The following is a 26,938-nucleotide window of genomic DNA, read 5'->3' as shown; positions in this document are numbered from 1 at the left end:
GTGACTTCGTATCTGGCAACAACGCATCGCCGTCGCCACGCAGATCGGCGCGCGCGCAGGTCGGCAACCCGATCAACCGAACACCTGAGGATTGAGTTGCCAAACCGAAAAGTTGAGCGCAGCCGCGAAGCTCACCCATGCCAGATACGGCACCAACAACCACGACGCCAGAGTTTGCCTCTTCGCAAACACCCTGATGGTGGCCGCCAGCACAAGCCACAGCGCCGCGATGTCCGCGAAAGCCCACCCTCCCAGATGCCACGCGAAGAAAAACCAGCTCCACAGCCCGTTCAGTGCCAGCTGCGCTAAGAAGAGTATCAACGCCACTCGCGCTTCGCCGCCCCCTGCACGGCGCCACACCAACCACGCTGACACCGCCATCATCCCGTATAACACCGTCCACACCGGCCCGAACAACCATCCCGGCGGCGCCCAGGCCGGCCGCAGCAACTCGGCATAGAAGCTGGCTGCCTGGATCGATGCCATTGCGCCAAGCCCGGCCACGGCGTAGCACAGCACCAGCCATCCAAGAAGGCCAAACCATTGCAGTTTTCGTGAAACAGCTTGCGTCATGATCGTTTTGACGTGTTATTTGCGTGCTTCAGGTTGTCAGAGCATCTGTGTAAGCCGTGACTACGCGGATCAGCGGGGCTGAGTCATGGCTCAGGGCATGGATGCTGACGTAGGGCAGCGTCCGGTACCTCACCTATATCCGCCGCCAGCCGCCCGTTGGGATATCGCGTTCCTCCCAACGGATCTGATTGATCCCAACGCAATGAGCTTTTGCGCGAGGATCAAGTACTGGCGGAGGCGGCAGCTCTGCTGAGAAATGAAGTTCGCAGCATGAGATAGTAGACAACTATGTTGACAATCACCTGGGGCATCATCCGCCGGACGAGCTGGTCTTTGAGTTCGGGGCTGTAGCGACGCCCCCCCGATTTTGAGTAGCGCCCCAGTTTGGAGTCCAATTCCCTACCCCGAGGAGATTGGACGTGAAGAAACGTTTTACTGACGAGCAGGTCATCGGCTTTCTGCGCGAAGCCGAAATGCGCGAAGCCGAAAGCGGCGTGGCGATCAAGGACCTGTGCCGACGCCACGGCTTCAGCGAGGCCTCCTACTACCTGTGGCGCAGCAAGTTTGGCGGAATGAGCGTGCCCGATGCCAAGCGGCTCAAGGACCTTGAAGCTGAGAATGCGCGGCTGAAGAAGTTGCTGGCCGAGCAGCTGTTTGAGAACGATCTGATCAAGGATGCGCTGCGAAAAAAGTGGTGAGCGCACCGGCGCGTCGTGCGCTGGTGCGTGAGTGGATCGGCGGCGGCGCCAGCGAGCGCCGGGCTTTGGCTGCGATCGGGATGAGCGCCAGCGCGCTGCGCTACTGCCCGCGCGAAGATCGCAACGTCGCGCTACGCGAGCGCATCGTGGAACTGGCGCATCGCCACAAGCGCTATGGCGTCGGAATGATCTATCTCAGACTCCGACAGGAAGTAAGCGTCCGCCAACCTCACCTATACAAGCAGCCAGCAGCCCGTTGGGATATCGCGCTCTTCCCAACGGATCTCCCTGATGTCTTCAAAGCACGATGATTGGTCCCACCGCATTGCTGCCTGGTCCGCCAGCGGCGCCATGCCATCGGCGTGGTGCCGCGAGCACGGCGTCTCGTTGAGCAGCTTCACCTACTGGCGCGGCAAACTTGCAGCGTCTGCAGCACTTCCAGCCACGCTACCGCTGCACATCACCCCCGCCGTCCCCACGACCAGCGTGGAGATCCGTCTCGCCGGTGGCATCAGCCTCAGCGTGGCGGCCGGCGATCCGAGCTGGCTTGCGCGTCTGCTGCGCGAGCTTGGTGCGTGCTGAGCGTGTCGGCGTGGCATCTTGTCACCGCCCCGGTGGATCTGCGCTGTGGCATGGATCGGCTGTTGCTGCAGATGCAGTCAGTGCTGGATCGCCCCGTGGCCGAGGGCGAGGCCTACGTCGTCGTCAATCGCGCGCGTAGCCGCCTCAAGGTGCTGTGCGTTGATCGTCATGGTGTCTGGCTGTGCGCGCGCCGGCTGCATCAGGGACACTTCATCTGGCCGCGTGTGGGCGATACCGCGTGGACCTTGAGCGCTGAGCAATGGGCCTGGTTGTGCGTGGGCGTGGACTGGCAGCGTTTGTCCATTGCACCAATGGCAGGTGTGCGTCAGCTGTAACCCATGGCATCGTGGCGGACATGGACCTGTCCGCTCTCGATACCATTGATGATCCCAAGGCGCTGCGCGCCTTGCTGGCGACCGCGCACACCACCATTGAACGTCAACAGGCGTTGATCGATACGCGCGAACGCACCATCACCCTGCGCGATGCGCAGATCGCCGCGCTCACCGCCGAGATCGCCCGCCTGCGCCGGCTGCAATTCTCGGCCAAGACCGAGCGCATGGACCCGGACCAGCGCCAGCTGTTCGAAGACACCATGGCCGCCGATATCGCCGCGGTGGAAGCGCAGTTGGCCGCGCTCCAGGCCGAGGGCGAGACCGCAGCGGTGACCCAGAAGCGTCGGCGTGCAGCAAACGCCGGGCGCAAGCCGTTACCCGAGCATCTTGAGCGTGTAGAAACCCGGCATGAGCCGGCCAACTGCAACTGTCCGCAGTGCAACAGCGCGCTGGTGGCCATCGGCGAGCATGTCAGCGAGCGTCTGGCCTGCAAGCCGCTGGAGTTCTACGTCAAGCGCGATGTGTACCCGCAGTATTCCTGCCGCCGCTGTGAGCTGATCGTCGCCGAGCCGGTGGCGGCGGCGATCATCGAGCGCGGCCAGGCCGATGCCAGCCTGCTGGCCCAGGTCGCTGTCGCAAAGTATGTCGATCACTTGCCGCTGTATCGGCAGGAAGCCATTTATGCACGCAGCGGCGTTGCCTTGTCGCGTAGCACGATGGCCGAGTGGATCGGCGCCATCGGCGTGGCGCTGCAACCGTTGGCCGACCGCCTGGCGGTGCGGATGCAGCAGCAATCGGTGCTGCATGCCGATGAAACCCCGGTGCAGCTGCTGGATCCAACAGCAGGCTCCTCCAAGCGTGCGTATCTGTTTGCGTATGCCACCGCCCACCACCCGGGCGCCGATCCACCGATGGTGGTATTCCAGTTCCAGACCAGCCGCAGCGGCCAGCACGCACGCGATTTCCTTGGGAAGTGGCGCGGCGCACTGATGGTGGACGACTACAGCGGCTATAAAGCCAGCTTTGCGCAGGGTGTCACTGAGCTGGGGTGTTGGGCCCACGCCCGGCGCAAGTGGCATGAGCAGCATGCGGCCAGCGGCAGCGCGATTGCGGCTGAAGCGATCGCGCGCATCGGCGTGCTTTACACCATCGAAGCGGCGGCCAGCGCGCTGACGCCCGATGAGCGTCTGGCTTACCGACAAGAACACGCCGTGCCGGTGCTGTCGCGGCTGAACTGCTGGTTGTTGGAGTTGCAGCAGACGGTGATGGGCAACAGCGGCACCGCGCGTGCACTGGCCTATACGCTCAAGCGATGGGACGCGCTGACGCGTTATGTCCAGGACGGACGTTACCCGATCGACAACAACCTGATCGAAAACGCGATTCGTCCGGTGGCGCTGGGACGCAAGAATTGGCTGTTTGCCGGCTCAGCGCAGGCGGGCAGGCGCGCGGCGGCGATCATGAGTCTGCTGGCCACCGCCAAGGCCAACGGTATCCAACCGCATGCCTGGCTACATGACACCCTGGCACGGCTGCCGACGACCCTGGATCGGGACATCGATCAATTGCTGCCGTTGCGCACGGAGTGAGGCTTCGGGGTAGGTGAGGTTGGCGGACGCTTACGACAGGAAGGCCGCATCGTGAATTACAAACGTGTGGAGCGGCTGTACCGCGAGCAGCAGCTGCAAGTCCACCGCCGCAAGCGCAAGAAAGTGCCAATGGGCGAGCGTCAGCCGCTGTTGCGGCCAGCGCAGGCCAACCAGGTGTGGTCGATGGACTTCGTGTTCGACCGCACCGCCGAAGGCAGGGCGATCAAGTGTCTGGTGATCGTGGACGACGCCACGCACGAAGCGGTCGCCATCGAGGTGGAGCGCGCAATCTCGGGCCACGGGGTGACGCGCGTGCTGGACCGACTGGCCCACAGTCGCGGTTTGCCGCAGGTGATCCGCACTGACAACGGCAAGGAGCTTTGCGGTAAGGCAATGGTCGCCTGGGCGCATGCCCGTGGCGTGCAGTTGCGGCTGATCCAACCCGGCAAGCCAAACCAAAACGCCTACGTCGAATCCTTCAACGGCCGACTCCGCGACGAATGTCTCAACGAACACTGGTTCCCGACACTGCTGCATGCGCGCACCGAAATCGAGCGCTGGCGACGCGAATACAACGAGGAGAGACCCAAAAAAGCCATTGGCGGTATGACGCCCTCCGCGTATGCCCAACATCTGGCAAACACCGATATCATTAGCCCCGGACTCTAAACCCGGCCGCTACTCAGGACGGGCGGACGTCGGCCTCTCTTTCATCTGCGGCGAATTTTCAACCAACATACTCTGGGAGGTACTTAAATGAGCAATTTACGAATGACAGGATCTATTACAGCCACATCCTCGGGACCCATAACATCGTAGGAGTATATTATATAAGGTCCGCCGCCAAGGAGGATTGCTTTTACAACATGTCCCGACAACTTTGAAACGACTGCTTCTGGAGAAATTCCAAAATAGTTCTTACACTGTTGCCCTGCCCAGTAATTCACTTGCCATACATTTCTCAACTGATCTCTTTCGCTCTTGATCCTATTCCTATAAGCCATCCTTTCGGCATAAGGCATTTCGCGAAGAAGTGCTCCCTGCTCAGTAAGCAAGCGAGAATCTTCAACAGTCAACTTGTAAGGATGCATAGCCTCAACATATTTTGGAATTACAACGTCCCACACATAATCAAGACTGCCATTAAACTTAGCTGCATCAAAAGCAACCCCCATCTCACTATCCATGTCCAGCCGATCTTGATAGAAATCGACACCAAAGCTCTTTACGCCCTTATTCATCCTATAGGTGACACCAATATGACCTGACGGAGATGGTTTAACTTTTTTTATATCTACCCCACGCATTCCCCACGGAACATCCAAATCTTGGAGAACATCGTGCCAACGAACATAACGACTCTGTATGTCAGTAGACGCCGAACTACAACTCAGAATTCTAATATATTTCTCTGAACTCATTCTCTAGTCCTTACTTTTATTGGATCTTCGCGGATCACTGTGGGTGCAATCGAGCGTTTTCGGGTAACGCGGGCAGGAAGCTGGCGATGATCTTGAGCTTGAGGAACTCCTCGTCGCGATAGCCGTAGGCGCTGCGCTGGATGACCCGGATCTTGTTGTTGAGCCCTTCCACCAGGCCGAGGCTGACCTTGTTCTCCGGCCTGCAGTACGCCGCGATGCCGTCCCAGTGCCGCTCGATCATCCCCACGAACTTCTGGTAGGGCGCAAGCCGCTGCCAGCGCAGACTCTGCTTCCAGCGTTCGAAGAACTCCCGTGCACCACGCTCGGTGCGGTAGCTCCACAGCTGTCCGAAGGACTCTTTCAGCAGGTACGCCGTGTTCAGACGTTTGTTGGCCGCCAGCAGCTTGGCGAGCGCCTTTCGACCGTCCAGGGTGAGGTTTTCGCGATTGCTCAGCAGGGTGTAACGCTGGCCTTTGATGTAACTGCGATCCTGGCCTTGAAGGCGCTTGTATTCGTCGCGCCGCACCTGATCGAGCGCGTCGGACAGGTAGCGCTCGATGTGGAACTTGTCGAACACGATACTGGCGTTGGGCGCATTTTTGCCCACCGAGTTGCGAAACGGCCGCCACATGTCCATCACCGCGACGTCGATGCCGGCACTGCGTTTTGGGCCCAATTCGGCAAAGAACTGGTCGATGTCCGCCTCGGTGCGCCCACTGCCGCCGAACCAGATCGGTCGGCCGCGCTCCAGATCGCTGACCACAACGCGGTAGTCATGGCCCTTGTGGATCGCGATCTCGTCGATGCCGATGGCGCGCGGCGCCGGCGTCCCCGCCCGGCGCACCTGCTCGGCCATGTACAGCTTGGACAGCTCCTTGACCGTGCTGTCGTGCAGGCGCTCCAGCTCAGCCACGGCCTTGTGCGTCATGCTCCGGCACAGATTGCCCACATGCAGGGCGAATCGCTCGGTATAGCGCGGATTCTTGGCCAGCCAGTCCAGCCGCTCTACGTGCACGCCGCCGCACCCCGGGCAATCGACTCGCCAGCGCTCGAACTCCACGAACAGCATCCAGCCGGCCGCCCGCAAGTCGCGGGCGCGGCACAGGCGCTTGTCGTAGCGGCTACGACACCGATGGCCACAGTTGGAGCACACGGCTGTTTTTTTCGGCGCCGCAAGGTCACGATCCGCGCTTTCGGGGCGCCGAACACGCCCTTGAGCGTGGACCCCGCCGCGAAGCCGGGGAAGGAAAACAACGCGCTCAGCCGACAGCCCGTTTTCATGCAGAACACCGCGTCAAGAAGTCAGCACAGGATGCACCACCTTCTGGGATGGCGGGAAGGGACTGTTTCCAAGGCTCAACGCAGCTTCAGGGGCCTCAAGGCACCCACACGAATCCGCGATGAGCCTTTTATATTAAGCTAAAAATTCACCACCACGGATTCGACAAGAGCAGCCACCTTAACTCATCTCTCCCTGCCTCATCTTTCAATAAATCTATTGGCCTCCGTCCATCTGCGATCGGAATACCTTGGAACATCCACGCCAAAGAATGCGAACGCAAGCAGGTCCATATAGCAACCGACATTTTCTCATCATTAGTAAGCTTGAGAAGCTCGACAGTTATATCATTCAACTCCCACTCGGATGAGATCGCTACGACAAAATTCTCCCAATCCTGTTGATTAGTCATGGATTCCCACTCTTGTCGCCCTTCATCAAAAGATCATCAAATGAAATCATATTAACTCCATTAGGCCTTTGGGCGGAAGGAGCAAGTATACCTTCGTATCCTTGACCCCTTGCCCACCCACTGATTCTTTGTGGAATCACATACGCTTCGGCTCCGTGAATAGAATTTGTAATTTGATCCTTACTTAAACCAAGCGCCTTTAATGTAATGGAATCAGTCAAATCCAAAACATTTGGTACAAAAAATTTCCTTGAAACAAGAACTGTTCCTTCCAGGGCAGAATAACTTGCAATCTCCGCAGCGGCAGTCTGAGAAGTTGTTCCGGCATATATTGCCCCCACACCTGGAGGAGAGTACCTATGATTTTGCGCTACATTCCCGGCATAAATTTCCCACGTTTTCTCCGCATACTCAGGGCGAGTGTATCTGTAAAGATCGCCTGAATAAGCCGAAAAACTGTCTCCCGTATATGTACCACGCACCCAAGCATTTGCCGCAATCTCTAGATTAACTCCCCTATTGACAGCAACGGCTTGTATGGCCGTAGGCGCCAACTGTGTCATTCCATAAATTAATTCCGCCGTCTCAGGCTCAAATCCAAGCTTTTGTATTGCAGATCCACCCCAAGTATTTTGCCGTTTTCCGCTCAACAGTTGATCGAACCCGGCGCTCGCATTGTCGTATCCAGAAAAAACCAAAAACGGCATCGCTGCACATCCCAACAAAGTTCCGCAGGCTTCAATACCACCTATGACCTGCGCGAGCCCGCCAGCCGTCTGAAGGCCACCAGCAACACGCGGGCCGATTAAATTCCGCGAACCCCAATCTGTCGTGGCGTCTGCCCAGCCGTAATCAAATAGATTCCTTGTGACCGGCAGACCATTTCCAGCCGTATAAATCAGCTCACCATTGGTCTGACTGGCCAACCACTCGCGATCCTGCTGATACTCTGGCTTACTCCCCAGCGCTTCAATTCCAACCCAGTAGGTGTACTCCTCCGTGCCCACTTCATATTGTGAAGAACATTTAACAAGCGCACAGCTAGCTGCAATTAGCTCAGCTTGGCGTTTGGGATCGTCGCCGGCCAGCTCTTTGATTCGCGCGACCTCATCTTGATGTAGCTGCCGATTGAAACGATCGCCTGCAACCGCAATGCCTGCTCCCGTAGTGCCACCCAGAACACCACCTATGGCTGCACTACCGGCCTCCATCAGGCTACCTGATTAGCCCCATCCCTCAGCCAAGAAAGTTGCTTGCCATGCGCAAAACTCGCTCTGGGCAAGGCTTGCAGCGCATCAGCGCCGTCGCCAGTCGCGGCAGCATCTGTTCCAGACGAAATCTGCGGTTGAATCGATAGGCTGCTTCGGCCAGGTAGCGCCGCGCATACTTGGCTTGGCGCACCGCATGGTAGGTGCCGCTGATGGCACGTTTGACGTTGGCCAGCACCACATTCAACCAACGTGCTCCCTGGACTTCGGTTGCGGCACGACCACCGCCGGTATCGAGGGTGGTGTGGCCATGCCCAGCCTCCTCCAGACGGCGAAAGCAAGCCAATCCGTCGCTGTAAACTTCGCATTCCGGCTCCAGACGCCGTTCGATCCAGTCCTTCAGCGAGGCGTTGTCAAAAGCCTTCACCGGCTCGATCACCGCAAAGGTAGGATGTTCATTGTTCTGGTCCACTTGCACTGCGATCACGAACGGCTGTTTGTTCTCCGAGCCTCGTCCGCGCTTGCCTCCGGTGCGTTCGCCGCCAAGGTACGCGTCATCGATTTGCACAAATCCGCTGAGTTTTCGCGGTTCTTCGCGCTCGACCATCGCCTGCATGATCTTGTGCTTCATGCGCCAGGCCGCCTTGTAGTTCACTCCAAGATGCCGCTTCAACTCCAGCGCCGCCAGGTTGGTCTTGCTGGATGTCAGCAGGTAGATCGCCTGCATCCACAAGCGCAAGGGCAGCTTGCTGGACTGAAACAGCGTGCCAGCACGCAAGGTGGTCTGATGCCGGCACGCACGGCACTGGTAGTCCACCTGCCCATCGCGTCGAAAGCGCGAGCGCGCGCGGCCTTCGCATTGCGGGCAGCGAAATCCATTCGGCCAGCGCCACCGATACAAGGCCCGATAACACTTGGCTTCGGTTCCGTAACGATCCACGAACTCTGTCATCGACAATCCAGGCTGAAACTGCACGATGTTGATACCCATGCCCCACCTCCGTTGCCTTCAAGTGGGGCCATTGTCCAGCCGACCCGTCGCAAATCCTGCAACTACCGGCTGAGGAATGGGGCTAATCAGGTCAGGCTATTAAAGGTTTTGCTACCAGGCTCGACACCTTGACTGGCAAGATAATCAGTCATGACCTGTTTGACTTTCTCAGAGCCTGCAGCGGAGAGAGCGCCTCCAACTGCACTCTCTCCTCCCAATGCAGCAACGGCCGCGCCTGTCAGGCCATGCAACAAGACCTTGTTTGTCCCTCCGTCACCCCAGCTGCTTATGCGAGCTAACGCATCCGCTTCCGCAGCTTTGTCCCCGATGGCTCTTGCCGAGGCAAGATCGAGTGCCGCCCGCTCTTGCATGCTGCTCGCCAAGTCACCCGCTGCACGAAACCCAATCGCCCCAGCCAGCCCCATCAGTTCCTGCTGGTCGGCCATCTTCTTCTGATCGAAAATCTCCTTCAGCCCAGACTGCTGCAACTCGGTCGCACTGCGATCCAGACCTGCCAGCGCAGATTCATCCCCATTGCGGATCTGGATCGATCCGGCGGCGATGTCGCTCTTGGTCGTGCTGCTCGAGCTGTCGCTGGCATTGCCCAGCAGGCTCAATCCGGCACCGATGGCCACGCTGGCCATGCTGCTGCCCGTGCCGCCGGCCACCGACACGCCGCTGGTCTTGTACTCCGCCTTGTTCTGCAGGTCCTCGACCGTCAGGCTGCCGGTGGACAGCCGGTTGCGGCTGGCATCGGCTGCACTGGCAATCGCGCCACCGATCAAGGCTGTGTTGCCACCCACGGTGATGTCGAAGCCGCCATTGCCGGCCTGGATACCGCTCTGTTCGGTCACGCTGGTGTAGCTGTTGTTGACCTTCTGCTGGCTGTAGCTGCCGCCGCTGCCCGAGCCGGTCGCCAGCGTCAGGCTGGCCTGTTGCTGCTTGCTCTTGTACTCGTTGGTGTCCTGCTCGCTCTTGATCAGCAGGTTGCCGCCAACATTGGCCAACACCTTGTTACCAATGGCTTGTGCGCCCTGGATCGTGGTGTCGTTGCCGCTGACCAGGGTCAAGGTGTCGTTGGCCGTGATGATGCTTTCCGTGCGTAGATCGCTATTGCCCTTGGCACTGCCCTTGCCCGCAGACACCGACAGGTAATACCCCGTGACCGCGCCGACGCTGATCCCGATCTCGCCACCAGCGTTCTTGTTCTCCGACTTGGTGGTGTTGGTTTCCTTGTTGCTCAGCAGGTTGAGATTGTTTGCAGCAGCCAAGGCCACGTTTTCACCAGCGATCTTGCTGCCGATGACGTTGAGATCGCCGCCGGTCGCGGCGATGGTGATATCGCCGTTGCTGAGGATGCGGCTTCCCCCGGTGGTTTCCTCGTGCGTGTTGGTCTTGCTCGACGAACTGCTGGCACCGATACCAAGGCGCAAGCTTACCCCCGCCGCATTCGCCGCACCTTGCGCGCCATCCGCTGCGGCGGCACCGGTCTTTGTCATGTTTCCGGCAACCGCCTGGCCATCGTAGCCCTTCAGGCCATTGTTGACCAAGCCCACGGTGTCGCTGACCGCATAGCCCGCCTTGGCGGCGTAGAGCGCCTTCAAACGATCGTCTTCCACCTCCGATCCACGCTTGGCTGCGCCGTAGATCGCCTGGGCGGCATCCACAGCCCCACCGGTCAACCCTAAGGTAATGCCTGCACTCTGCTGCTTGGACTTCTGCACCGTGTCCACGGTGTTTTCTGCTGCAGCAATGGTGACGTCCTTGCCCACGATGGTGGTGCTGGTGGCGCTCAGCACATCGCTACCGGTGATGGCCACCTTGTTGCCGGCAGTCATCGTCACCGAGCCGTCGGTACTTCCCACCAGGCTGCCGGTGTTGCTGACCTCGGTGACCTCCAGGCCGTCGGTCTTCTTGGTCACGCCCAAGGCCACGCTGAATCCGCCACCGCTGTAGAGACCCGACTTCTTGACGGTCTTCTCATGCTCTTCGCTGCGGGTGTTCTGCACTGTGTCCAGCGTGAGGTTGTTGCCGGCGGCCAACACCACATCGCCGGTGCTGGCAACCTGCGCGCCTTGCGACAGCAGATCATTACCCGCCGCAATCTGCACCGTGTCGCCACTGAGGGTGGTGGTGACGGCCACGTTGTCCTGCCACGCATCATGCGTGGTGGTGGTCTTGCTGCTGAACGTGCCCTTCTTCTTCTGGGTCATGTCCTGCACGACATCGTGCTGCTCGCTGGCGGCGAGCAGGTTGACGTTGTTGCCGGCGGCCAGGGTGATACCGCCCTCTTTGGTAGCAGCCGATGCAGCGGTGAGCGTGATGTCGTTGCCCGCCTGCAGGGCGAGGTTGCCGCCGGCGGTGAACTCGGTGCCGTGGACGGTGTCGTCGCGGGTGCTGGTGGTCTGCTTGAAGCGCTTGCGCGTTTCTTGCGTGGTGCTGGTATCCACCGTGGTCAGCGTGCTGGCGTTGATGTCGTTGCCGGCGCTGATGCCCAGCCCCTTGCCGGCGTCCAGCTTGTCATAATTGTTGACGAAGCGCTGGTCGGTCTCGATCAGATAACGACCGCTAGGGCCCTTGCTGCGCCAGGCGTTGATGCCACCGATACCGGTTGCCGCGCGGCCCATGGCGATGCGATCAGTGGCGGTGCCACATTGTCGATGCAGGCGACAAACAGACGCTGCAATTTACAGACTCCTGCCTTGGCGATCAGATCGACGGCTAGAACTGTGCCAATCATAACCACATCGACAGAGCATAGTTGCTGAGCGGGCTATTACTAATTTTTCAAAGAGCAAATTCCAGAAGCAATTTACTTACTTGGTCCAGTGCTACGAGACCACATCTAACCAGCATCAAATCCACAACCGTCCCACCATCAAGGATGAAATGGTTCGCTCCACTCGCTGAAGTCGAATTGACCCGGTTTGCGGCGCAATACATGAGCGCAATAACGATCTATCGCATCCTCCGGATCACGCAACACACGTAAATTTTCAACATCTCCTTTATGAACATGATAGACCACCTGATCCTGACGGGTGGAGCAAACAAAGAACTGGTCTCCCTCTGGACCACCGACGCCTGCCGGCCTCGTATCCAAAAAACATCTAAACTTAATTCTTTTGACACCGTTTATATCGGTCACTGCATCGGGAAATAGCTCTTTGATCTTCGGCAGATACTTCCTCTTCCATCCTTTACCCAGGCTATCCAAATAGTTATCTGCATCCCTCCACCTCGATGAAGGATGCCCAATCAACTGACGGTTACTCATAGGACCTTCACCTACACTTCCCGGAATACGCCAGCCATCGGTCCGCCACAACCAAGACTTCGCCAAGCCGTCAGGCAAGCTGAGCAAAGACCCGAAGCAGTCGTTGCCGTCCTCGTAGGTCGAACCCGGAAAGGTGGGAAAAATCTCAACCATGCGGCCGCTAACATTAAAAAATAAAGCTTCCACGGGCAGGCGATGACCCTCTGGATTCACCAAGTCTTTAATCAACATTATTCCAATAAAAAGATCGCCACACAATTCATTAAATGCTGAATAAGAAAATGGCTGGAATGACTTCAAAGGCTCCAAAACCCAATCCCTTCCGCGCATCAAAACCCCTGAATAATCAAGATTTTTCCGTCCCCTCTCATCATAAAATTTCAGAAAATCATAATTGCCATTCACTTCATCAATTTTATTATATACCCCCCCATTAAATCGCTCGAGAAGCTCTTTTTCTGAGACACCTACCGCACCCCATTCGCTCACACTTTCTTTTTGCGACACATTCACTCACCTACCTCCAGATGTACGATTTGCCTCAATGATCTTTAGGATCTCACTTCTAAATCCATTTTGCGCTTTTTCCAAGTAGTCCTTGTACTCTGCACTGACAGGCACTCCATTCCACGTCGCCCATCCAGCATCCTCAGTCTCCACTCGACACCCCTTCGAACAGTTTGCTGACTTAACCATAGGCTGCAGGTTAGCCGGGTCATTCAAGATCTCATTCTGAACGCTTTTGGGCAAAGAATCAAAACCTTCAATTTCCTTGATAGCCTTCTGTGGCAACACATGATCCACATGTATCTTAGCCGTGGCCGGCACTACCTCCTTCGCACCAGTGAGTGGATTAATCCACGTCAGTTCGCTTTTGGCGTTTAGCCAAGTGCTACTGATGACCTTTCCGTTCAACCAGAGCGTTTCTTCGGTCGCCTTTGCTAGTGGACGTAACAGAGGGCCAACTGTCTTACCTACAATTGTAGGCATCGCCGCAAGCGCGATACTCGTGCCAGCAGCCTGGGGGTCGCCCTGAGCAATGTTTCGGACAATGCCTGCCACCATGCCGACATCACCGGTAAACGTCTCGAGCATGGCCACACCGTCCGACCCACGCGTCGCAGTAGACCAAGCCAAAAGCTCACTTTGATATAGCTGCTGCAAGGAGTCCTTTGCTATTCCAGATGCGCCGAGAGCGTTATATACCTCGCGAAATTGACCAGGATTATTCGCAAGAGAATTTCCATATTGGTGGAAGTTTGCATACTCATCACCGGTTGCCTTGAAGGCCTGACCCCACTTGTATTCATTTTCGTTTGAATTCAGAAACGCTAGCGCTTCTGTGTCGATATTGTCGATACCGACTTTCTTTGCGATCACTGCATCCACTTGCGCCGCAGCTTCCACAATCAGACGCTGCTTCGCTTCGCTGACGCTAATGCCTTCCTGCAATGCGAACGCTTCAGCGTTCTGGCGAATCCATGTCACTTCATCCGGATGCAGCTGCCGATTGAACTGATCTCCCGCTAGCGCGGTCGCCGCGCCAACTTGCCCACCCGCACTACCGCCAAGCACCGCACTTCCTAGCTCCATAAGTGCGTTGTAAGTTGCCGGGTCGCTGACGCCGTTCTTGACCAGATAATCCGACATCGCCGCCTTGGCTGCCTCAGCACCCGCAGCGCCAACTCCTGCCTGTAGAACGTTTTCGCCACCGAGCGCAGCAATCGCCGCACCAGTCAAGCCATGCAGCAAAATTTTGTTCGTACCACCGTCGCTCCATGCCTCCAGACGTGCCAGTGCCTGAGCTTTCGACACTTGATCTGGCGCACTGGCCAGATCAAGCTGGGCTTTCTGGTACATGGCCGAGGCAACATCACCCGCTGCACGAAACCCAATCGCCCCAGCCAGCCCCATCAGTTCCTGCTGGTCGGCCATTTTCTTCTGATCGAAAATCTCCTTCAGCCCAGACTGCTGCAACTCGGTCGCACTACGATCCAACCCTGCCAGCGCAGATGCGTCTCCGTTACGGATCTGGATCGTGCCGGCGGCAATGTCGCTCTTGGTCGTGCTGCTCGAGCTGTCGCTGGCGTTGCCCAGCAGGCTCAGTCCGGCACCGATGGCCACGCTGGCCATGCTGCTGCCCGCGCCGCCGGCCACCGACACGCCGCTGGTCTTGTACTCGGCCTTGTTCTGCAGGTCTTCGACCGTCAGGCTGCCGGTGGACAGCCGGTTGCGGCTGGCATCGGCTGCACTGGCAATCGCGCCACCGACCAAAGCTGTGTTGCCACCCACGGTGATGTCGAAGCCGCCATTGCCGGCCTGGATGCCGCTCTGTTCGGTCACGCCGGTATAGCTGTTGTTGACCTTCTGCTGGCTGTAGCTGCCGCCGCTGCCCGAGCCGGTCGCCAGCGTCAGGCTGGCCTGTTGCTGCTTGCTCTTGTATTCGTTGGTGTCCTGCTCGCTCTTGACCAGCAGGTTGCCGCCAACATTGGCCAACACCTTGTTGCCAATGGCTTGTGCGCCCTGGATCGTGGTGTCGTTGCCGCTGACCAGGGTCAAGGTGTCGTTGGCCGTGATGATGCTTTCCGTGCGTAGATCGCTATTGCCCTTGGCACTGCCCTTGCCCGCAGACACCGACAGGTAATACCCCGTGACCGCGCCGACGCTGATCCCGATCTCGCCACCAGCGTTCTTGTTCTCCGACTTGGTGGTGTTGGTTTCCTTGTTGCTCAGCAGGTTGAGATTGTTTGCAGCAGCCAAGGCCACGTTTTCACCAGCGATCTTGCTGCCGATGACGTTGAGATCGCCGCCGGTCGCGGCGATGGTGATATCGCCGTTGCTGAGGATGCGGCTTCCCCCGGTGGTTTCCTCGTGCGTGCTGGTCTTGCTCGACGAACTGCTGGCACCGATACCAAGGCGCAAGCTTACCCCCGCCGCATTCGCCGCACCTTGCGCGCCATCCGCTGCGGCGGCACCGGTCTTTGTCATGTTTCCGGCAACCGCCTGGCCGTCGTAGCCCTTCAGGCCATTGTTGACCAAGCCCACGGTGTCGCTGACCGCATAGCCCGCCTTGGCGGCGTAGAGCGCCTTCAAACGATCGTCTTCGACCTCCGATCCACGCTTGGCTGCGCCGTAGATCGCCTGGGCGGCATCCACAGCCCCGCCGGTCAACCCTAAGGTAATACCCGCACTCTGCTGCTTGGACTTCTGCACCGTGTCCACGGTGTTTTCTGCTGCAGCAATCGTGACGTCCTTGCCCACGATGGTAGTGCTGGTGGCGCTCAGCACATCGCTACCGGTGATGGACACCTTGTTGCCGGCAGTCATCGTCACCGCGCCGTCGGTACTTCCCACCAGGCTGCCGGTGTTGCTGACCTCGGTGACCTCCAGGCCGTCGGTCTTCTTGGTCACGCCCAAGGCCACGCTGAATCCGCCACCGCTGTAGAGACCCGACTTCTTGACGGTCTTCTCATGCTCTTCGCTGTGCGTGTTCTGCACTGTGTCCAGCGTGAGGTGGTTGCCGGCGGCCAATACCACATCGCCGGTGCTTGCGACCTGCGCGCCCTGTGACAGCAGATCATTACCCGCCGCAATCTGCACCGTGTCGCCACTGAGGGTGGTGGTGACGGCCACGTTGTCCTGCCACGCATCATGCGTGGTGGTGTTCTTGCTGCTGAACGTGCCCTTCTTCTTCTGGGTCATGTCCTGCACGACATCGTGCTGCTCGCTGGCGGCGAGCAGGTTGACGTTGTTGCCGGCGGCCAGGGTGATACCGCCCTCTTTGGTAGCAGCCGATGCAGCGGTGAGCGTGATGTCGTTGCCCGCCTGCATGGCGAGGTTGCCGCCGGCGGTGAACTCGGTGCCGTGGACGGTGTCGTCGCGGGTGCTGGTGGTCTGCTTGAAGCGCTTGCGCGTTTCTTGCGTGGTGCTGGTGTCCACCGTGGTCAGCGTGCTGGCGTTGATGTCGTTGCCGGCACTGATGCCCAACCCCTTGCCGGCGTCCAGCTTGGCCGCCACCAGGTTGACGTCGTTGCCGGCGCTCAGGATCAGGTTGCCGCCGGCAGTGAGCGCCTGCTGGTCGATGGTCTGCGTGGTCGTGGTGGTGCTGACGCCAGTCTTGCCGGTGCGGGTGGCGTAGCTGTCGGTCTGGCTGTCGTTGAGCACCGACGCGACGTTGAGGTTGTTGCCGGCCGCGGCGATCAGGTCGCCGCCGGCCTTGACCTCGGCCTGGCGGATGGTCAGGTCATTGCCAGCGCTCAGCTGCAGGCTGTTACCGGTGCTGATGGTGGTGCGGGTGCCGGCCTTGCCGTCCAAACCGGTGGTCGGGGTCAGCGAGAGGTTGTTGCCCGCCTGCAGCGCGGCGCTGCCGCCGGCAGTGATGGTCACGCCATGCAATTGCAGGTCGTTGCCGGCGGAGACGATCAGGTCCTTGCCGGTGATGAGCGAGACGGCATCGCCGCCGCGCAGCAGGCCGTTGTCGTTGCGCAACGCGCTGGGGGTGAGGCTGAGGGTATTGCCTGCAATCAACGCTGCGCTGCCGCCGGCCTGCACGCGGGTGCCGGTCAGCGTCATGTCGTTGCCGGCGAACAGTTGCAATGTATTGCTGGCACTGATGCCGGACAGGATGCCGGCGCCATTGAGGGCCCTGGCCGCTTCGCTGACCAGATTGTTGCCCACCGCCAGCCCAACATCGCGGCCCTGGATCTGGCCTTGATTGAGCAAGTCGTTGCGCGCTTGCAGTGCCACGGTACCCGTGCCGCTGATGCGGCCCTGGTTGAGCAGGTTGCCGGCGGTGAGGCTGACATCGGCGCCGGCGATCACACCCTGGTTGCTCAGGCCGTTGGTGGCGTTGAGCGCGACGTTGCCGCCAGCGATCAACGCCCCATTGCCGCGCAGCTGCAACGAGTTGGAAGCCAGATACACCACCGGCACCAGCACCTTCTGGCCCTGGTAGTCCTGTTCCACCATCCACACGATGTCTTGCGTGAGCGCCGCCGCCTGCGCGGCGGTGAGGCCCACGCCCATGCTCAGCTGCAGCTGGCCTGCGGCGGCCACGCCGGATTCCAGCAAGGCGCGGTATTGCGCCACGCCATCGGCGTAGTTGGCCAGGTAGCGACGACCAGTGAGCTGGGTGATCTGGTCCAGCACCAGGCGCTGCTCGTAGAAGCCATCGCCCAGCCGGGCCTGGGTCCACTCCGGGTCCACGCCCAGCTTGTCCAGCAGGAAGTCGCTGCTGATGAAGTTGTCGTAGTTGACGAAGCGCGGGTCGGTCTCGATCAGGTAACGACGACCAGGGCCATTGCTGCGCCAGGCGTTGATGCCGCCGAGGCCGGTGGCTGCGCGACCCATGGCGGTGCGGTCGGTAGCAGTGCCATTGGACAGGCGATACAGCCCACCGATGGGCAGGTCGATCTGGCTCAGCGAGGTCTGCCCACCACCTACCAGATCGGTCACCGGAATGGTCGCCGGATCCACGCGCATCCGGCTCTCGGTGGCACCTACGACGATGCCGGTACCGGCCGCCGTGGTCTGCACCGCGACCTGATCGACCGTGCTGCGCCCCAGGCCATTGTCGTTGGACATGACCGGCGCGACCGACGTGGCGACGATGCCACCGGAGGCAGCCAGCGTGGCGTCCTGTGTGTTGGCGCCGACCTGCGCACCCGTGCTGCCGGAGGTGCCCGTCGCGACACGGATGCTGTTGGCACCGCTGTTGGCGCGGCCGGTCACGGCCTGCTGTGCTGCCGTGGCTGCGCTCTGCCTGCCGCGACCGCTCAACCCGCCTTGCGTGCCGACTGCGGCCAACGACGCGCCACTCACCGCGCGCCCGTCGATACCGACCGCACCGTTAGTAATCGTGGCGCCGTTGATGCTGACGCCTTGGCCGCCGGTCATGCTGGCGCCAAGGGCGACGTAACTGTTGTCCAACCTACCTGATCCGACAACACTTTCATCGGTTTCCCAGTAACACACGACCCGCTGACCCTGACGCAGCATGCAATCGTTGAACACGGCGCGTGCTCTGTACTCGGTGTCTGTGTATTCCGTGACCTGCCTTAACGCTAGCGCTTGATTGAGTGCGTCGTCGGTGGCCGCAAGCATTCCTTCTGAGAGACCATTTACACCGCGCTGATTGATGAGCAGAGCACCACCGGCGGCAATGGTTGAAGCGTTATTGGTTACATATCCTGACAATCCGATGTTGCCACCGGCAATGACGCGCCCTTCAGCACTTGCAGAGACAAGTTGCTCTCGCTCAAGAACGTTGTAGGTGCGATAGACGCCAGGATCGTGGCCCTCATAACGAATACCTCCTGCTCCTGACGTCCCAGGGCGAGGGTCGCTGCGGATCACTTCTTCAGGCATCCCTGCATTTGCCGCAGTACGTTCGGCATCAGTCAGCGGACCGGTTTTCGCGTCAACTATTCGCCGCCGGTTGTTAATCTGACCAGCCGCAATCAAGACATTCCCATCGGCCTCAATACTGCCCGACAGGTTACTCACCACCCCGGTCCGGGCTACCAGCGTGCCACCGGCATCCTGCGCGCCACCAATGGCAATATTGCCCAGGCTGAAGATGCGCGCATCGCGGTTGAGCAGTTGATCGCGCACGATCAGGTTCATGTTGCCGGTGGAGCCGAGCAAGGCCGAGCCGTAGGCGGCGTTGTCGGTCGCACCGCCGACATCGGCGCCATTGACCAGGGTGCCGGTATTCACCGCCACATTGCCGCCGACGATGCTGCCGGTGTTGTAGAGGTTGTTGGCCACCAGCGACAACGCGCCGTTGCCGGAGAGGCTGCCGGCGTTGTCGATCAGGTTGCCGCCGTTGAGGCGCGTGACGTTGGCAAGGATGCTGGCACCGGCGCGATTGCTGATGGTGCTGGCGGTGATCTCCAGCGCACGCGCGGCCTTGAGCGTGGCCTCGTTCACCAGGTTGCCGCCCACGCGCAGGTTGAAATCGCCATTGCTGACCAGGTCCGCGCCAGCGCGATGGGTGTAGTCGCTGCGCAGCGTCAGATCCAGCAGGTTCTGCGCCAGGATGCTGCCGCCGCCGTCGAAACCAACGGTATCGATCAGCACGTTGCCGGCCCCACCGCTGACGCTACCGGCGCCGATCTGCCCGCCGGCATTGCTCAGCGATTGCAGCCAGAGCTGTACCGACTGCTCGGCCTTGATCCTGCCATTGCGGTTGTCGAGGAACGCACCCGCACGCTGCAACAGGACGTTGGCGCCGGCGTAGACGCTGCCGCCCTGATTATCCATGCTGTTGGTGTTGGCGATCAGATCGCCGGCAGCGACCAGCTGCCCGCTGGTGTTGGCGATGGAGGCCGCATCGATAACCACGCTGCCGCGCCCGCCCAGGTTGCCGTTGCCGTTGGTCAGGGCGCCGCCGGTGATGATGCGCGTCAAGCCGCCACCGTTGTTGACGATGCTGCCCTGGGTATTGTCGATGCGCACGCCGGAAGCAGTGAGCGCATTGCCCGCGTCGAGCTGGCCACCGCTGTTGAGCAAGGCGCCGCTCGCCGCAACGGTGAGATCGCGCCCGGCACTGAGCTTGCCGGCCTGGTGATTGTCCAGCTGGCCGCGTGCGGTGATGCTCAGGTCGCGTGCGGCCTGCAGGCTGCCACCTGCGTTGCTGAGGTTGTCTGCGATGATGACCGCGTCGGTGCTTGCACCGATCAGGCCGTTGCCGTTGTCCAAGCCTCGATTGAGTTCGATGCGCAAACCGCCACCCGCACCGCCACTGGTCACGGCCTGCGCCGTGCCGCCCGCATTGGCAAGACTGTCGGCGCGCACGTTCAATGCACCGCCGCTGGCCTGCAGCAGCCCGCTGCGGTTGTCCACTGCACCACCGCTCTGTATCGAGAGCGCGCGTGCGGCGATCGACCCGCCGACATTGGCAAGGCTGGCCGCGTTCAGGCTTGCATCGCCTGCAGCGGCAACGGTGCCGGCCTGGTTGTTCACGGTGCCGGCGGCGCCGAGGGTCAGCTGACCTTGCGTGAGCAGGCGCCCCGCCACGTTGCCCAGGGCACCGCGACTGGTGACTGCGAGCGTGCCGGCCCCGGCATGCTCGATGCGGCCCTGCGCGTTGTCGATACTGGCAGCGGTGAGGGTCAGGTCCTGCCCATTGCTGGCCAGCGTGCCGGCGGTGTTGTCGAACGCGCCAGCGAGGCCGATGCGGGTCGCGCCGGTGCCGCTCTGCACCAGGCGGCCGCCGGCATTGTTCAAACTGCCGGCATCGATGCCGAGCTGGGTGGCCTGGAGCTGCCCGCCGACCCCGTTGAGCTGGCTGTTGTCGATGCCGCCACCGGCCTGGATGGTCAGCGTGCCGCCCGCCAGCAGATCGCCGCCACGATGATCGAGACTGCCAGTGGTGGTCAGCGCCACGTTGCCGGTGGCGCGGGTATCGGCGCCGGCCAGTTGCAGCTGGTTGCCGTGCGCGAGCAGATTGCCACCTGCCAGCAGCGTGCCGGAGGCGCTCAGCTGGCGGTCGGCGACCAGGCGCAAGGTCCCGGCACTGCCCAGGCTGCCATCGCCGGCGATGCCTGCACCCACGATACCGGCAATGGCGATGTCGCCCGCACGCAGGCTCAACTCGCCGGTGGCGGTGGTCTGGCCGGCGTTTTCGATGCGCGCGCCCTGCAGGCCCACGGTGGTGCCGCTGACCACGCCCTGTTGGCGCAGCACCGCATCGCTGGTCAGCGTGAGTTGTTGCGCGGCTAGCTGCCCGGCCACGCTGAGATCGCCGCTGGAACGTAGCTCCAGCGTGCTGCCCGCACTGAGGCTGCCACGTTGCGCCAGGGTGCCGCCGGCCTGCGCGGAAAATGCGCCTGCCGCCGCCAGGTTGCCATCGAGTTGCAGGTTGCCGCGACTGGTCAAGGCGACCGCGCCGCGCTCGCTGCCCAGCTGCCCGCTGCTGCTGAGCTGGTCGGCCTCCACGCGCAGGCCGTTGCCGCCGATCAGGCCGCCGCGGTTGTCCACCGCACCGGCCGCAGTCAGCCCCAGGCCGCTCACGCCGTATGCCTGGCCGGTCTGGCGCAGCGCACCGACGCCAAGGGTCAGTTGATTGCCTGCACGCACCGCGCCGGCATTGTCCAGCAGGCCGGCGATGGACAGGGTGGTGTTGCCCTGGGCCAGCAGGACACCGGTTCCGCTGTTGCCCGCACTGGCGGCGGTCACGGTGAGGTCCTGCCCGGCCACGACCTGGGCGGCGTTACTGATCGCGCTTGTGGCGCTCAGCACCACATGGCGATCGGCCTGCGCCACGCCGGCGACGGCAAGACTGCCGGTGCTGCGCAACGCCAGATCGCTGGCGGCATCGAGCGCGCCGTGGCTGTCGATCGCCGCGCCATCCAGGGTGATGCCGCCGCCGCTCTGCAAGACCGCCGCTTGCGCGGTGGCGATGCTGGCGCCACGCAGGCTGGCGTTGCCGGCACTGGCCGCCTGCCCCTTGAACATCAGGCTGCGCTGGGCCTGCAGGTCCAACCCTGTTGCCGATTGCAGCGTGCCGGCGGCGGTGAGATCGCGCCCGGCCTGCAATGCGACCGCATGCGCCTTGAGCGAGCCGGCCTGCTGCAGATCGCCAGCGGCCGTGGCCTGCAGCGTGGTGGCTGCGGCAACCACGCCCTGCAGCACGCTGTCGCCCCGGCTGCTCAGCGTCACGCTGGCCGTTTCGCTACCGAGCTGGCCGCTGCTACGCAGGTTGCCCGCCTCCACGCGCAGCGCGTCCTTGGCGATCAGGTTGCCGCGGTTGTCCAGCAGCCCGCTGACGTCGGCGCTCAGCGCCTTGCCGGCGATCGCGCTACCGGTCTGGGTCACGCTGGCGGCGGTGATCTGCAGGTCGCCACCGCTCTGCAGCGTGCCGGCGCTCTGCACGGCACCACTGGTCAAGACCAGGCCGCGCTCGGCGGCCAGGGCGCCCCCGGCCGCGTTGTCGATCGCGCTGGCCTGCACCGAGAGATCACGGCCGGCAACTCCCTGGCCGGCATTGCGCAGGCTGCCATTGGCAGTGAGTTCCACATCGCCCGTGGCCTGTGCCACGCCTGCCAGCGCCAAGGCGCCGGTGCTGCGCAGGCGCAGGTCGCTGCCGGCATCGAGCGTGCCACGACTGTCGATTTCGACACCATCCAGGGTGATCTGCCCGCCGCTTTTGAGCACGGCGGCCGTGCCGGTGGCGATGCTGTCGCCGCGCAACGCGGCAGTGCTGCCGGCCTGCGCCTGCCCGTTGAGGGCCAGGGCGCGCTGCGCCTGCAATTCCAGCGTGGTTGTCGCCTGCAGCGTGCCGTTTGCGTTGAGATCGCGGCCGGCCTGCAGGGCGACGGTGCGCGCGGTCAGCGTGCCGGCCTGGCTCAGATCGCCCGTGGCGGTGGCCTGCACCGCCGTGGCAGCGGATACCACGCCTTGCAGGTCGATCGCGTTGTGGCTGGTCAGGGTGAGCGCAGCGTTGACCGAGCCGAGTTGCCCGGTGCTGAGGATGCTGTCGGCGGTGATGCTCAGGTTCTGGCCCGACACCAGTTGCCCGAGGTTCTGGAATGCGCCCGTGGAAACGATCGACAGGGCATCGCCGCTGTACAGGCGTCCACGCTGCAACAGCGAGCCGGTGGACAGGGCAAGCCCATGCTCGCCATGCAGGGTGCCGGCGTTGTCCAGTGCGCCAGCAATCTCGATGCGCAGGTTGCGCTGTGCTCCCAACGTCGCGTCGGCGGCATTGGCGGCACTGGCCGCTTGCACGGCAAGATCGCGTACGGCGATGACCTGGGCGGCGTTGCGCAGCGTGCCGTTGGCGGTCAAGAAGACATCGCGCTGCGACTGGACCACCCCGCCCAAGGCCAGATCGCCTGCGCTGCGCAGGGCGACATCGGTTGCGGCATCCAACGCACCGCGGCTGTCGATGGCGCCGCCGTTCACGTTGATCGCCGCACCGCTCTGCAGCACCGCCGCGGCATCGGTCAGCACGCGGGCACCGCCGATGGTTGCATCGGCGGCACTGGAGGCCTGCCCGTTCAACGCGAGCGTGCCCTGCGCCAGCAGGTCCAGGGTGGAGGCCGACCGCAGGTTGCCATCGATGGTGAGGTCGCGGCCGGCCTGCAAGGCGAGCGACTGGGCGTTGAGCGCTCCGCGCTGCTGCAGGTCGCCAGCGGCCGTGGCCCGCAACGCGGTCGCGGCGGCGACGACACCGCCCAATTGCATCGCATCACCGCTGCTCAAGCCGACATCGGCGCGCTCGCTGCCCAGTTGCCCGCTGCTGCGCAGTGTGCCTGCCTCGACCTGCAGCGCCTGCCTGGCGGCCAGGCTGCCGCGATTGTCCAGGGTGCCGGCCACCGCCACCTGCACGGTCTTGCCGGCCGACACGCTGCCGCTCTGATCCAGCTGATCGGCGACCAGGCGCACGTCGCCACCGGCCTGCACACGGCCGGCGTTATCGAGCTGCGCCGAGGTGGTCAGGGCCAGGTTGCCCTCGCCTGCCAGCACACCGGCGGCGGTATTTTCCAGTCGCTGCGCCTGCACCGTCAGATCGCGGCCTGCGACCACATGCGCCGCATTGGTCACGGCCGTGGCGGCCGTCACCGTCACGTCGCGGCCGCCCTGCGCCACGCCGCTCAGCGCCAGTTCGCCCTGGCTGCGGATCTGCAGGTCGCTTCCCGCATCCAGCTTGCCGCGGCTGTCGATGGCATCGGCTCGCAGCGTCAGCGCACCGCCGGTCTGCAAGACCGCGTCCTGGTGGGTGACGATGCTACCTGCACGCAGCGAGGCATCGCCCTGCACCTGGCCCTGTGCGGCGAAGCTCAAGGTCTGCTGCGCTTGTAGATCCAGCGCCTGCGCTGCCTGCACGTTGCCGGCAACGGTGAGGTCCTTGCCGGCCGCCAGGGCGAGCGAACGCGCCTTCAGCACACCGGCCTGTTGCAGGTCGCCAGCGGCGGTGGCCTGCAGCGCAGTGGCCGCTGCAACAACACCTTCCAGGTGCATGTCACCCTGGCTGGCCAGGCTGACGCTGGCCGCTTCGCTGCCAAGCTGGCCGCTGCTGTGCAGGCTGGCCGCATCGATCTGCACCGTATTGGCGGCGACGATGGTGCCGGTGTTGTCGAACGCACCGCTTGCCGTCGCGGCAATCGCGTTGCCTGCGCCGACGCGGCCGCTCTGCAGAAGCGTGCCGGCCGCCAGTTGCAGGGTATTGCCGGCATACAGGCTGCCCGCGTTGTCCAGCGTGCCGCTGGTGCGCACCAGCGTGTCGGCATCGGACGAAAACGCAGCGCCCTGTGCATTGCGCAGCGATCCTGCCGCCACCTGCAGCACACCGGCTGCCACCACGCTCGCGCGATTGTCCAGCGCTGCTGCCGCCTGCATCGAGACGGCGCCTGCGCTTTGCACGGTGCCGTCCAGGGCCAGATCGGTGGCGCTGGCGATGCGCAGGCCGCCGCCGGCGTCGATCGTACCGGCGTGATCGATGCTGGCAGCGCGCAGTTGCAGCGTGCCGTCGCTGTGGAGCTGGCCACGCTGACGCAGGGCGCCACCGGCCTGCATGTTGATCGCGCCGGCCGAACGCAGCATCGCGTCGGTGCGCAGATCGCCAGCGCTGACGAGCGTGGTCGCGCCGCGGGTGCTCTGCAGCGTGCCGGACACCGCCAGCGTGCCGCCGCTGCCAAGGGTGGCGCTGGCGGCGTTGAGGGTGCCGGCGACCTGCACGTCGGTGCCGCCATCCACGGCCAGCGTTCCGCCCGCCACCGTGTTGCCGCTCAAGCGCAGGCCGGCGCGGCTGCGCAGTGTGGCGTCGCCGCGTTGGCTGCCGATATCGCCGGCACTGTCCAGTTGCGCGGCGTCCACGCGCAAGGCGTTGCCGGCGGCAATGCTGCCGCCATTGGTCAGGCTGCCGGCAACGGCTGCCTGCACATCACCCGCCGCGGCAATGCTGCCGGTGCTGGTCATGCTGCCTGCCTGCACCCGCAGATCGCGCGCCGCGTAGACGCTGCCGGCGGTCTGCAGCGCCCCGGTACTGCGCAGGTCCAGATCCGCGCCTGCAGAGAGCGCACCGCGCGGTGCGATCTCGAGCGCACCGGCGGTCACTGCCAGCGCATCGGCGGCAATCACCTGCCCCTGCACGGTCAAGCGGCCTGCGGCCTGCACCTCGATGCCTTGCCCGGCCTGTGCCAAGCCGCCCAGCCGCACATCGCCGCCACCAGCCAAGCGCAATACGCTTGCGGCATCCAGCGTGCCCAGCGCCTCGATGGTCTGCGCCTCCAACGCGATCGCAGCGCCGCTCTGCAAGGTACCGGACAGCGCAATGCGCCCACCGCGCAGGCGCGCGCCGGTGCCGCCATAGGCAACACCACCACTGCGCAACAGGCCATCGGCGCCCAGTTCCAACGCACCGGCGCCATGCAGGCTGCCATCGGCGTCCAGTTCCGAGCCAAACAGACGGATCGACCCGGCGCTGCTGCGCCCGGCATGCACCAGCAGCCCGCTGGCCTGCGCATCCAGTGCCCCGGCGGCCACCAGATCGCCGGCCAGGCGCATGCGCGCCGAGCGCAGGATCACATCGCCCTGCTGCGAACCCAGCATGCCGGCCTGCTCCAACGCACCGGCCGCACGGATGCTCACGCCATCGCGCGCCACGGCGGTGCCGCCCAGGCTCACCTGGCCGGCGCTGTCGATCTGCAGATCGCCGCTCTGCGCCGCCAGGGTGCCGCGGCTGACCACGCCCACCCCTGCATCGGTGGCGATCAGGCGGATGCGCTCGGCATACATTCCGCCCAGCTGCGCCACGTCGATGCCGATCGACGGCGCTGCGCCATCGCTACCGGGCAACACGTCCAGCAGCATGCCGTCGTAGCTGATGCGGCCGGTGCCGGCGTTGGCCAGCAGTTCCCGCGTCCAGATCGACCCGCCGACATTGAGTTGCCGCGACAGAAGATCCAGGCGGTCCACGTTGAACGCGTCCAATCCATTGCTGCCGATCGTCAGCGCACCGCCGGTGACGCTGAAGCCATTCAATGTGCCATCGGCGCCCAGCGTGGGCGTGCCGGTGGTCAGGGTGACGCGCGAGGTGTTGAGAAACCCGCAGCCGTCGCAGGAAATGCCGTTGGGATTGGCGATCACCAGCTGCGCCCTGGCGCCGGCGATCTCGGTGTAGCCCTGCAGGCGGCTGGCGGTCGAGGTGACCTCGTTGAGGATCAGCGAGGCCGCGCCACTGCGTTGCAAATTGTTGTTGCCGGCCACATAGCCGCCCAGCTCGGTCCTGGAGATCTGCGCGCTGTTGTTGAGGATCAACCCATTGGGGCCGACATTGAACGTGGTGTAGCGGTTGTGCGAGATGCCGCGCGCATTGGGCGCCACGATATCCACCACCGGCACGCCGTTGGCGGCGACCTGTTGCCCGGGCGTCTGCCCGCCGGGGTTGGGCGTTGGCGCGACCTGCGCCCATGCCGGGAACGATGTCCAGGTGATGGTGACGCATAGCAGCAGCGCCAAGGCGCGCTTGCTCTGTTCGGCCACGTCACCACGCACGCTCAACGCTTGGATGTCCATCGTTTCTCTCTGGCCGCCTATCGGCGGCATCAATCGGCAAGCGCGCGGCC

Annotated in this window: 11 protein-coding genes and 3 pseudogenes; 5 read left to right on the top strand and 9 right to left on the bottom strand. The window is 62.6% G+C overall.

Going from position 1 to position 26,938, the window contains the following annotated elements; translation table 11 throughout:
• Positions 1 to 72: 72 nt before the first annotated feature.
• Positions 73 to 573, bottom strand: coding sequence for a TspO/MBR family protein (locus ACCQ13_RS07805; RefSeq protein ID WP_372372377.1), 501 nt, complete (start codon positions 571 to 573; stop codon positions 73 to 75).
• A 473-nt stretch (positions 574 to 1,046) separates the two neighbouring features.
• Between ACCQ13_RS07805 and ACCQ13_RS07800 the strand changes: the two are divergent.
• From ACCQ13_RS07800 to ACCQ13_RS07780, 5 genes and pseudogenes are all read left to right on the top strand, one after another.
• A pseudogene (locus tag ACCQ13_RS07800) lies at positions 1,047 to 1,483 on the top strand (transposase); the annotation flags it as partial.
• Positions 1,484 to 1,562: 79 nt separating this feature from the next.
• A complete protein-coding gene (gene tnpA, locus ACCQ13_RS07795) occupies positions 1,563 to 1,853 on the top strand; it encodes an IS66 family insertion sequence element accessory protein TnpA (protein WP_146090301.1) in 291 nt (96 codons plus the stop codon).
• A complete protein-coding gene (gene tnpB / locus ACCQ13_RS07790) occupies positions 1,847 to 2,188 on the top strand; it encodes an IS66 family insertion sequence element accessory protein TnpB (RefSeq protein WP_274392093.1) in 342 nt (113 codons plus the stop codon). The genes tnpA and tnpB overlap by 7 nt, the downstream gene beginning before the upstream one ends.
• 20 nt (positions 2,189 to 2,208) lie before the next feature.
• A complete protein-coding gene (tnpC, locus tag ACCQ13_RS07785) occupies positions 2,209 to 3,777 on the top strand; it encodes an IS66 family transposase (RefSeq protein WP_506185132.1) in 1,569 nt (522 codons plus the stop codon).
• 27 nt (positions 3,778 to 3,804) lie between these two features.
• A pseudogene (locus ACCQ13_RS07780) lies at positions 3,805 to 4,446 on the top strand (IS3 family transposase); the annotation flags it as partial.
• Between the two features lie 83 nt (positions 4,447 to 4,529).
• On the opposite strand, the gene ACCQ13_RS07775 reads toward ACCQ13_RS07780, so the two are convergent.
• From ACCQ13_RS07775 to ACCQ13_RS07740, 8 genes and pseudogenes are all read right to left on the bottom strand, one after another.
• Positions 4,530 to 5,198 carry a hypothetical protein gene (locus ACCQ13_RS07775; RefSeq protein ID WP_372372375.1) on the bottom strand — a complete coding sequence of 223 codons (669 nt, stop codon included), beginning with the start codon at positions 5,196 to 5,198 and terminating at the stop codon, positions 4,530 to 4,532.
• A gap of 34 nt (positions 5,199 to 5,232) precedes the next feature.
• A complete protein-coding gene (locus ACCQ13_RS07770) occupies positions 5,233 to 6,351 on the bottom strand; it encodes an ISL3 family transposase (protein ID WP_506185131.1) in 1,119 nt (372 codons plus the stop codon).
• Between the two features lie 274 nt (positions 6,352 to 6,625).
• Complete coding sequence (locus ACCQ13_RS07765) at positions 6,626 to 6,889, bottom strand: hypothetical protein (RefSeq protein ID WP_372372373.1); 264 nt, start codon at positions 6,887 to 6,889, stop codon at positions 6,626 to 6,628.
• The gene (locus ACCQ13_RS07760; RefSeq protein WP_372372372.1) at positions 6,886 to 8,100 is read right to left on the bottom strand and encodes an RES family NAD+ phosphorylase; all 1,215 of its coding nucleotides are present in this window, start codon (positions 8,098 to 8,100) and stop codon (positions 6,886 to 6,888) included. The genes ACCQ13_RS07765 and ACCQ13_RS07760 overlap by 4 nt, the downstream gene beginning before the upstream one ends.
• Positions 8,101 to 8,125: 25 nt before the next feature.
• Complete coding sequence (locus ACCQ13_RS07755) at positions 8,126 to 9,088, bottom strand: IS1595 family transposase (protein WP_159406422.1); 963 nt, start codon at positions 9,086 to 9,088, stop codon at positions 8,126 to 8,128.
• 167 nt (positions 9,089 to 9,255) lie between these two features.
• Positions 9,256 to 11,739 (bottom strand): annotated as a pseudogene (locus ACCQ13_RS07750) (hemagglutinin repeat-containing protein); the annotation flags it as partial.
• Positions 11,740 to 11,966: 227 nt separating this feature from the next.
• On the bottom strand, positions 11,967 to 12,878 hold the full coding sequence (locus ACCQ13_RS07745; protein ID WP_372372371.1) for a hypothetical protein: 912 nt from the start codon (positions 12,876 to 12,878) through the stop codon (positions 11,967 to 11,969).
• Positions 12,879 to 26,888 carry a two-partner secretion domain-containing protein gene (locus ACCQ13_RS07740; RefSeq protein WP_372372370.1) on the bottom strand — a complete coding sequence of 4,670 codons (14,010 nt, stop codon included), beginning with the start codon at positions 26,886 to 26,888 and terminating at the stop codon, positions 12,879 to 12,881.
• Positions 26,889 to 26,938 lie beyond the last annotated feature (50 nt).

It is taken from the genome of Xanthomonas sp. NCPPB 1638, from assembly GCF_041475635.2.
GTDB lineage: Bacteria > Pseudomonadota > Gammaproteobacteria > Xanthomonadales > Xanthomonadaceae > Xanthomonas > Xanthomonas cucurbitae.
This window is presented reverse-complemented; position numbering and strand designations above follow the sequence as displayed.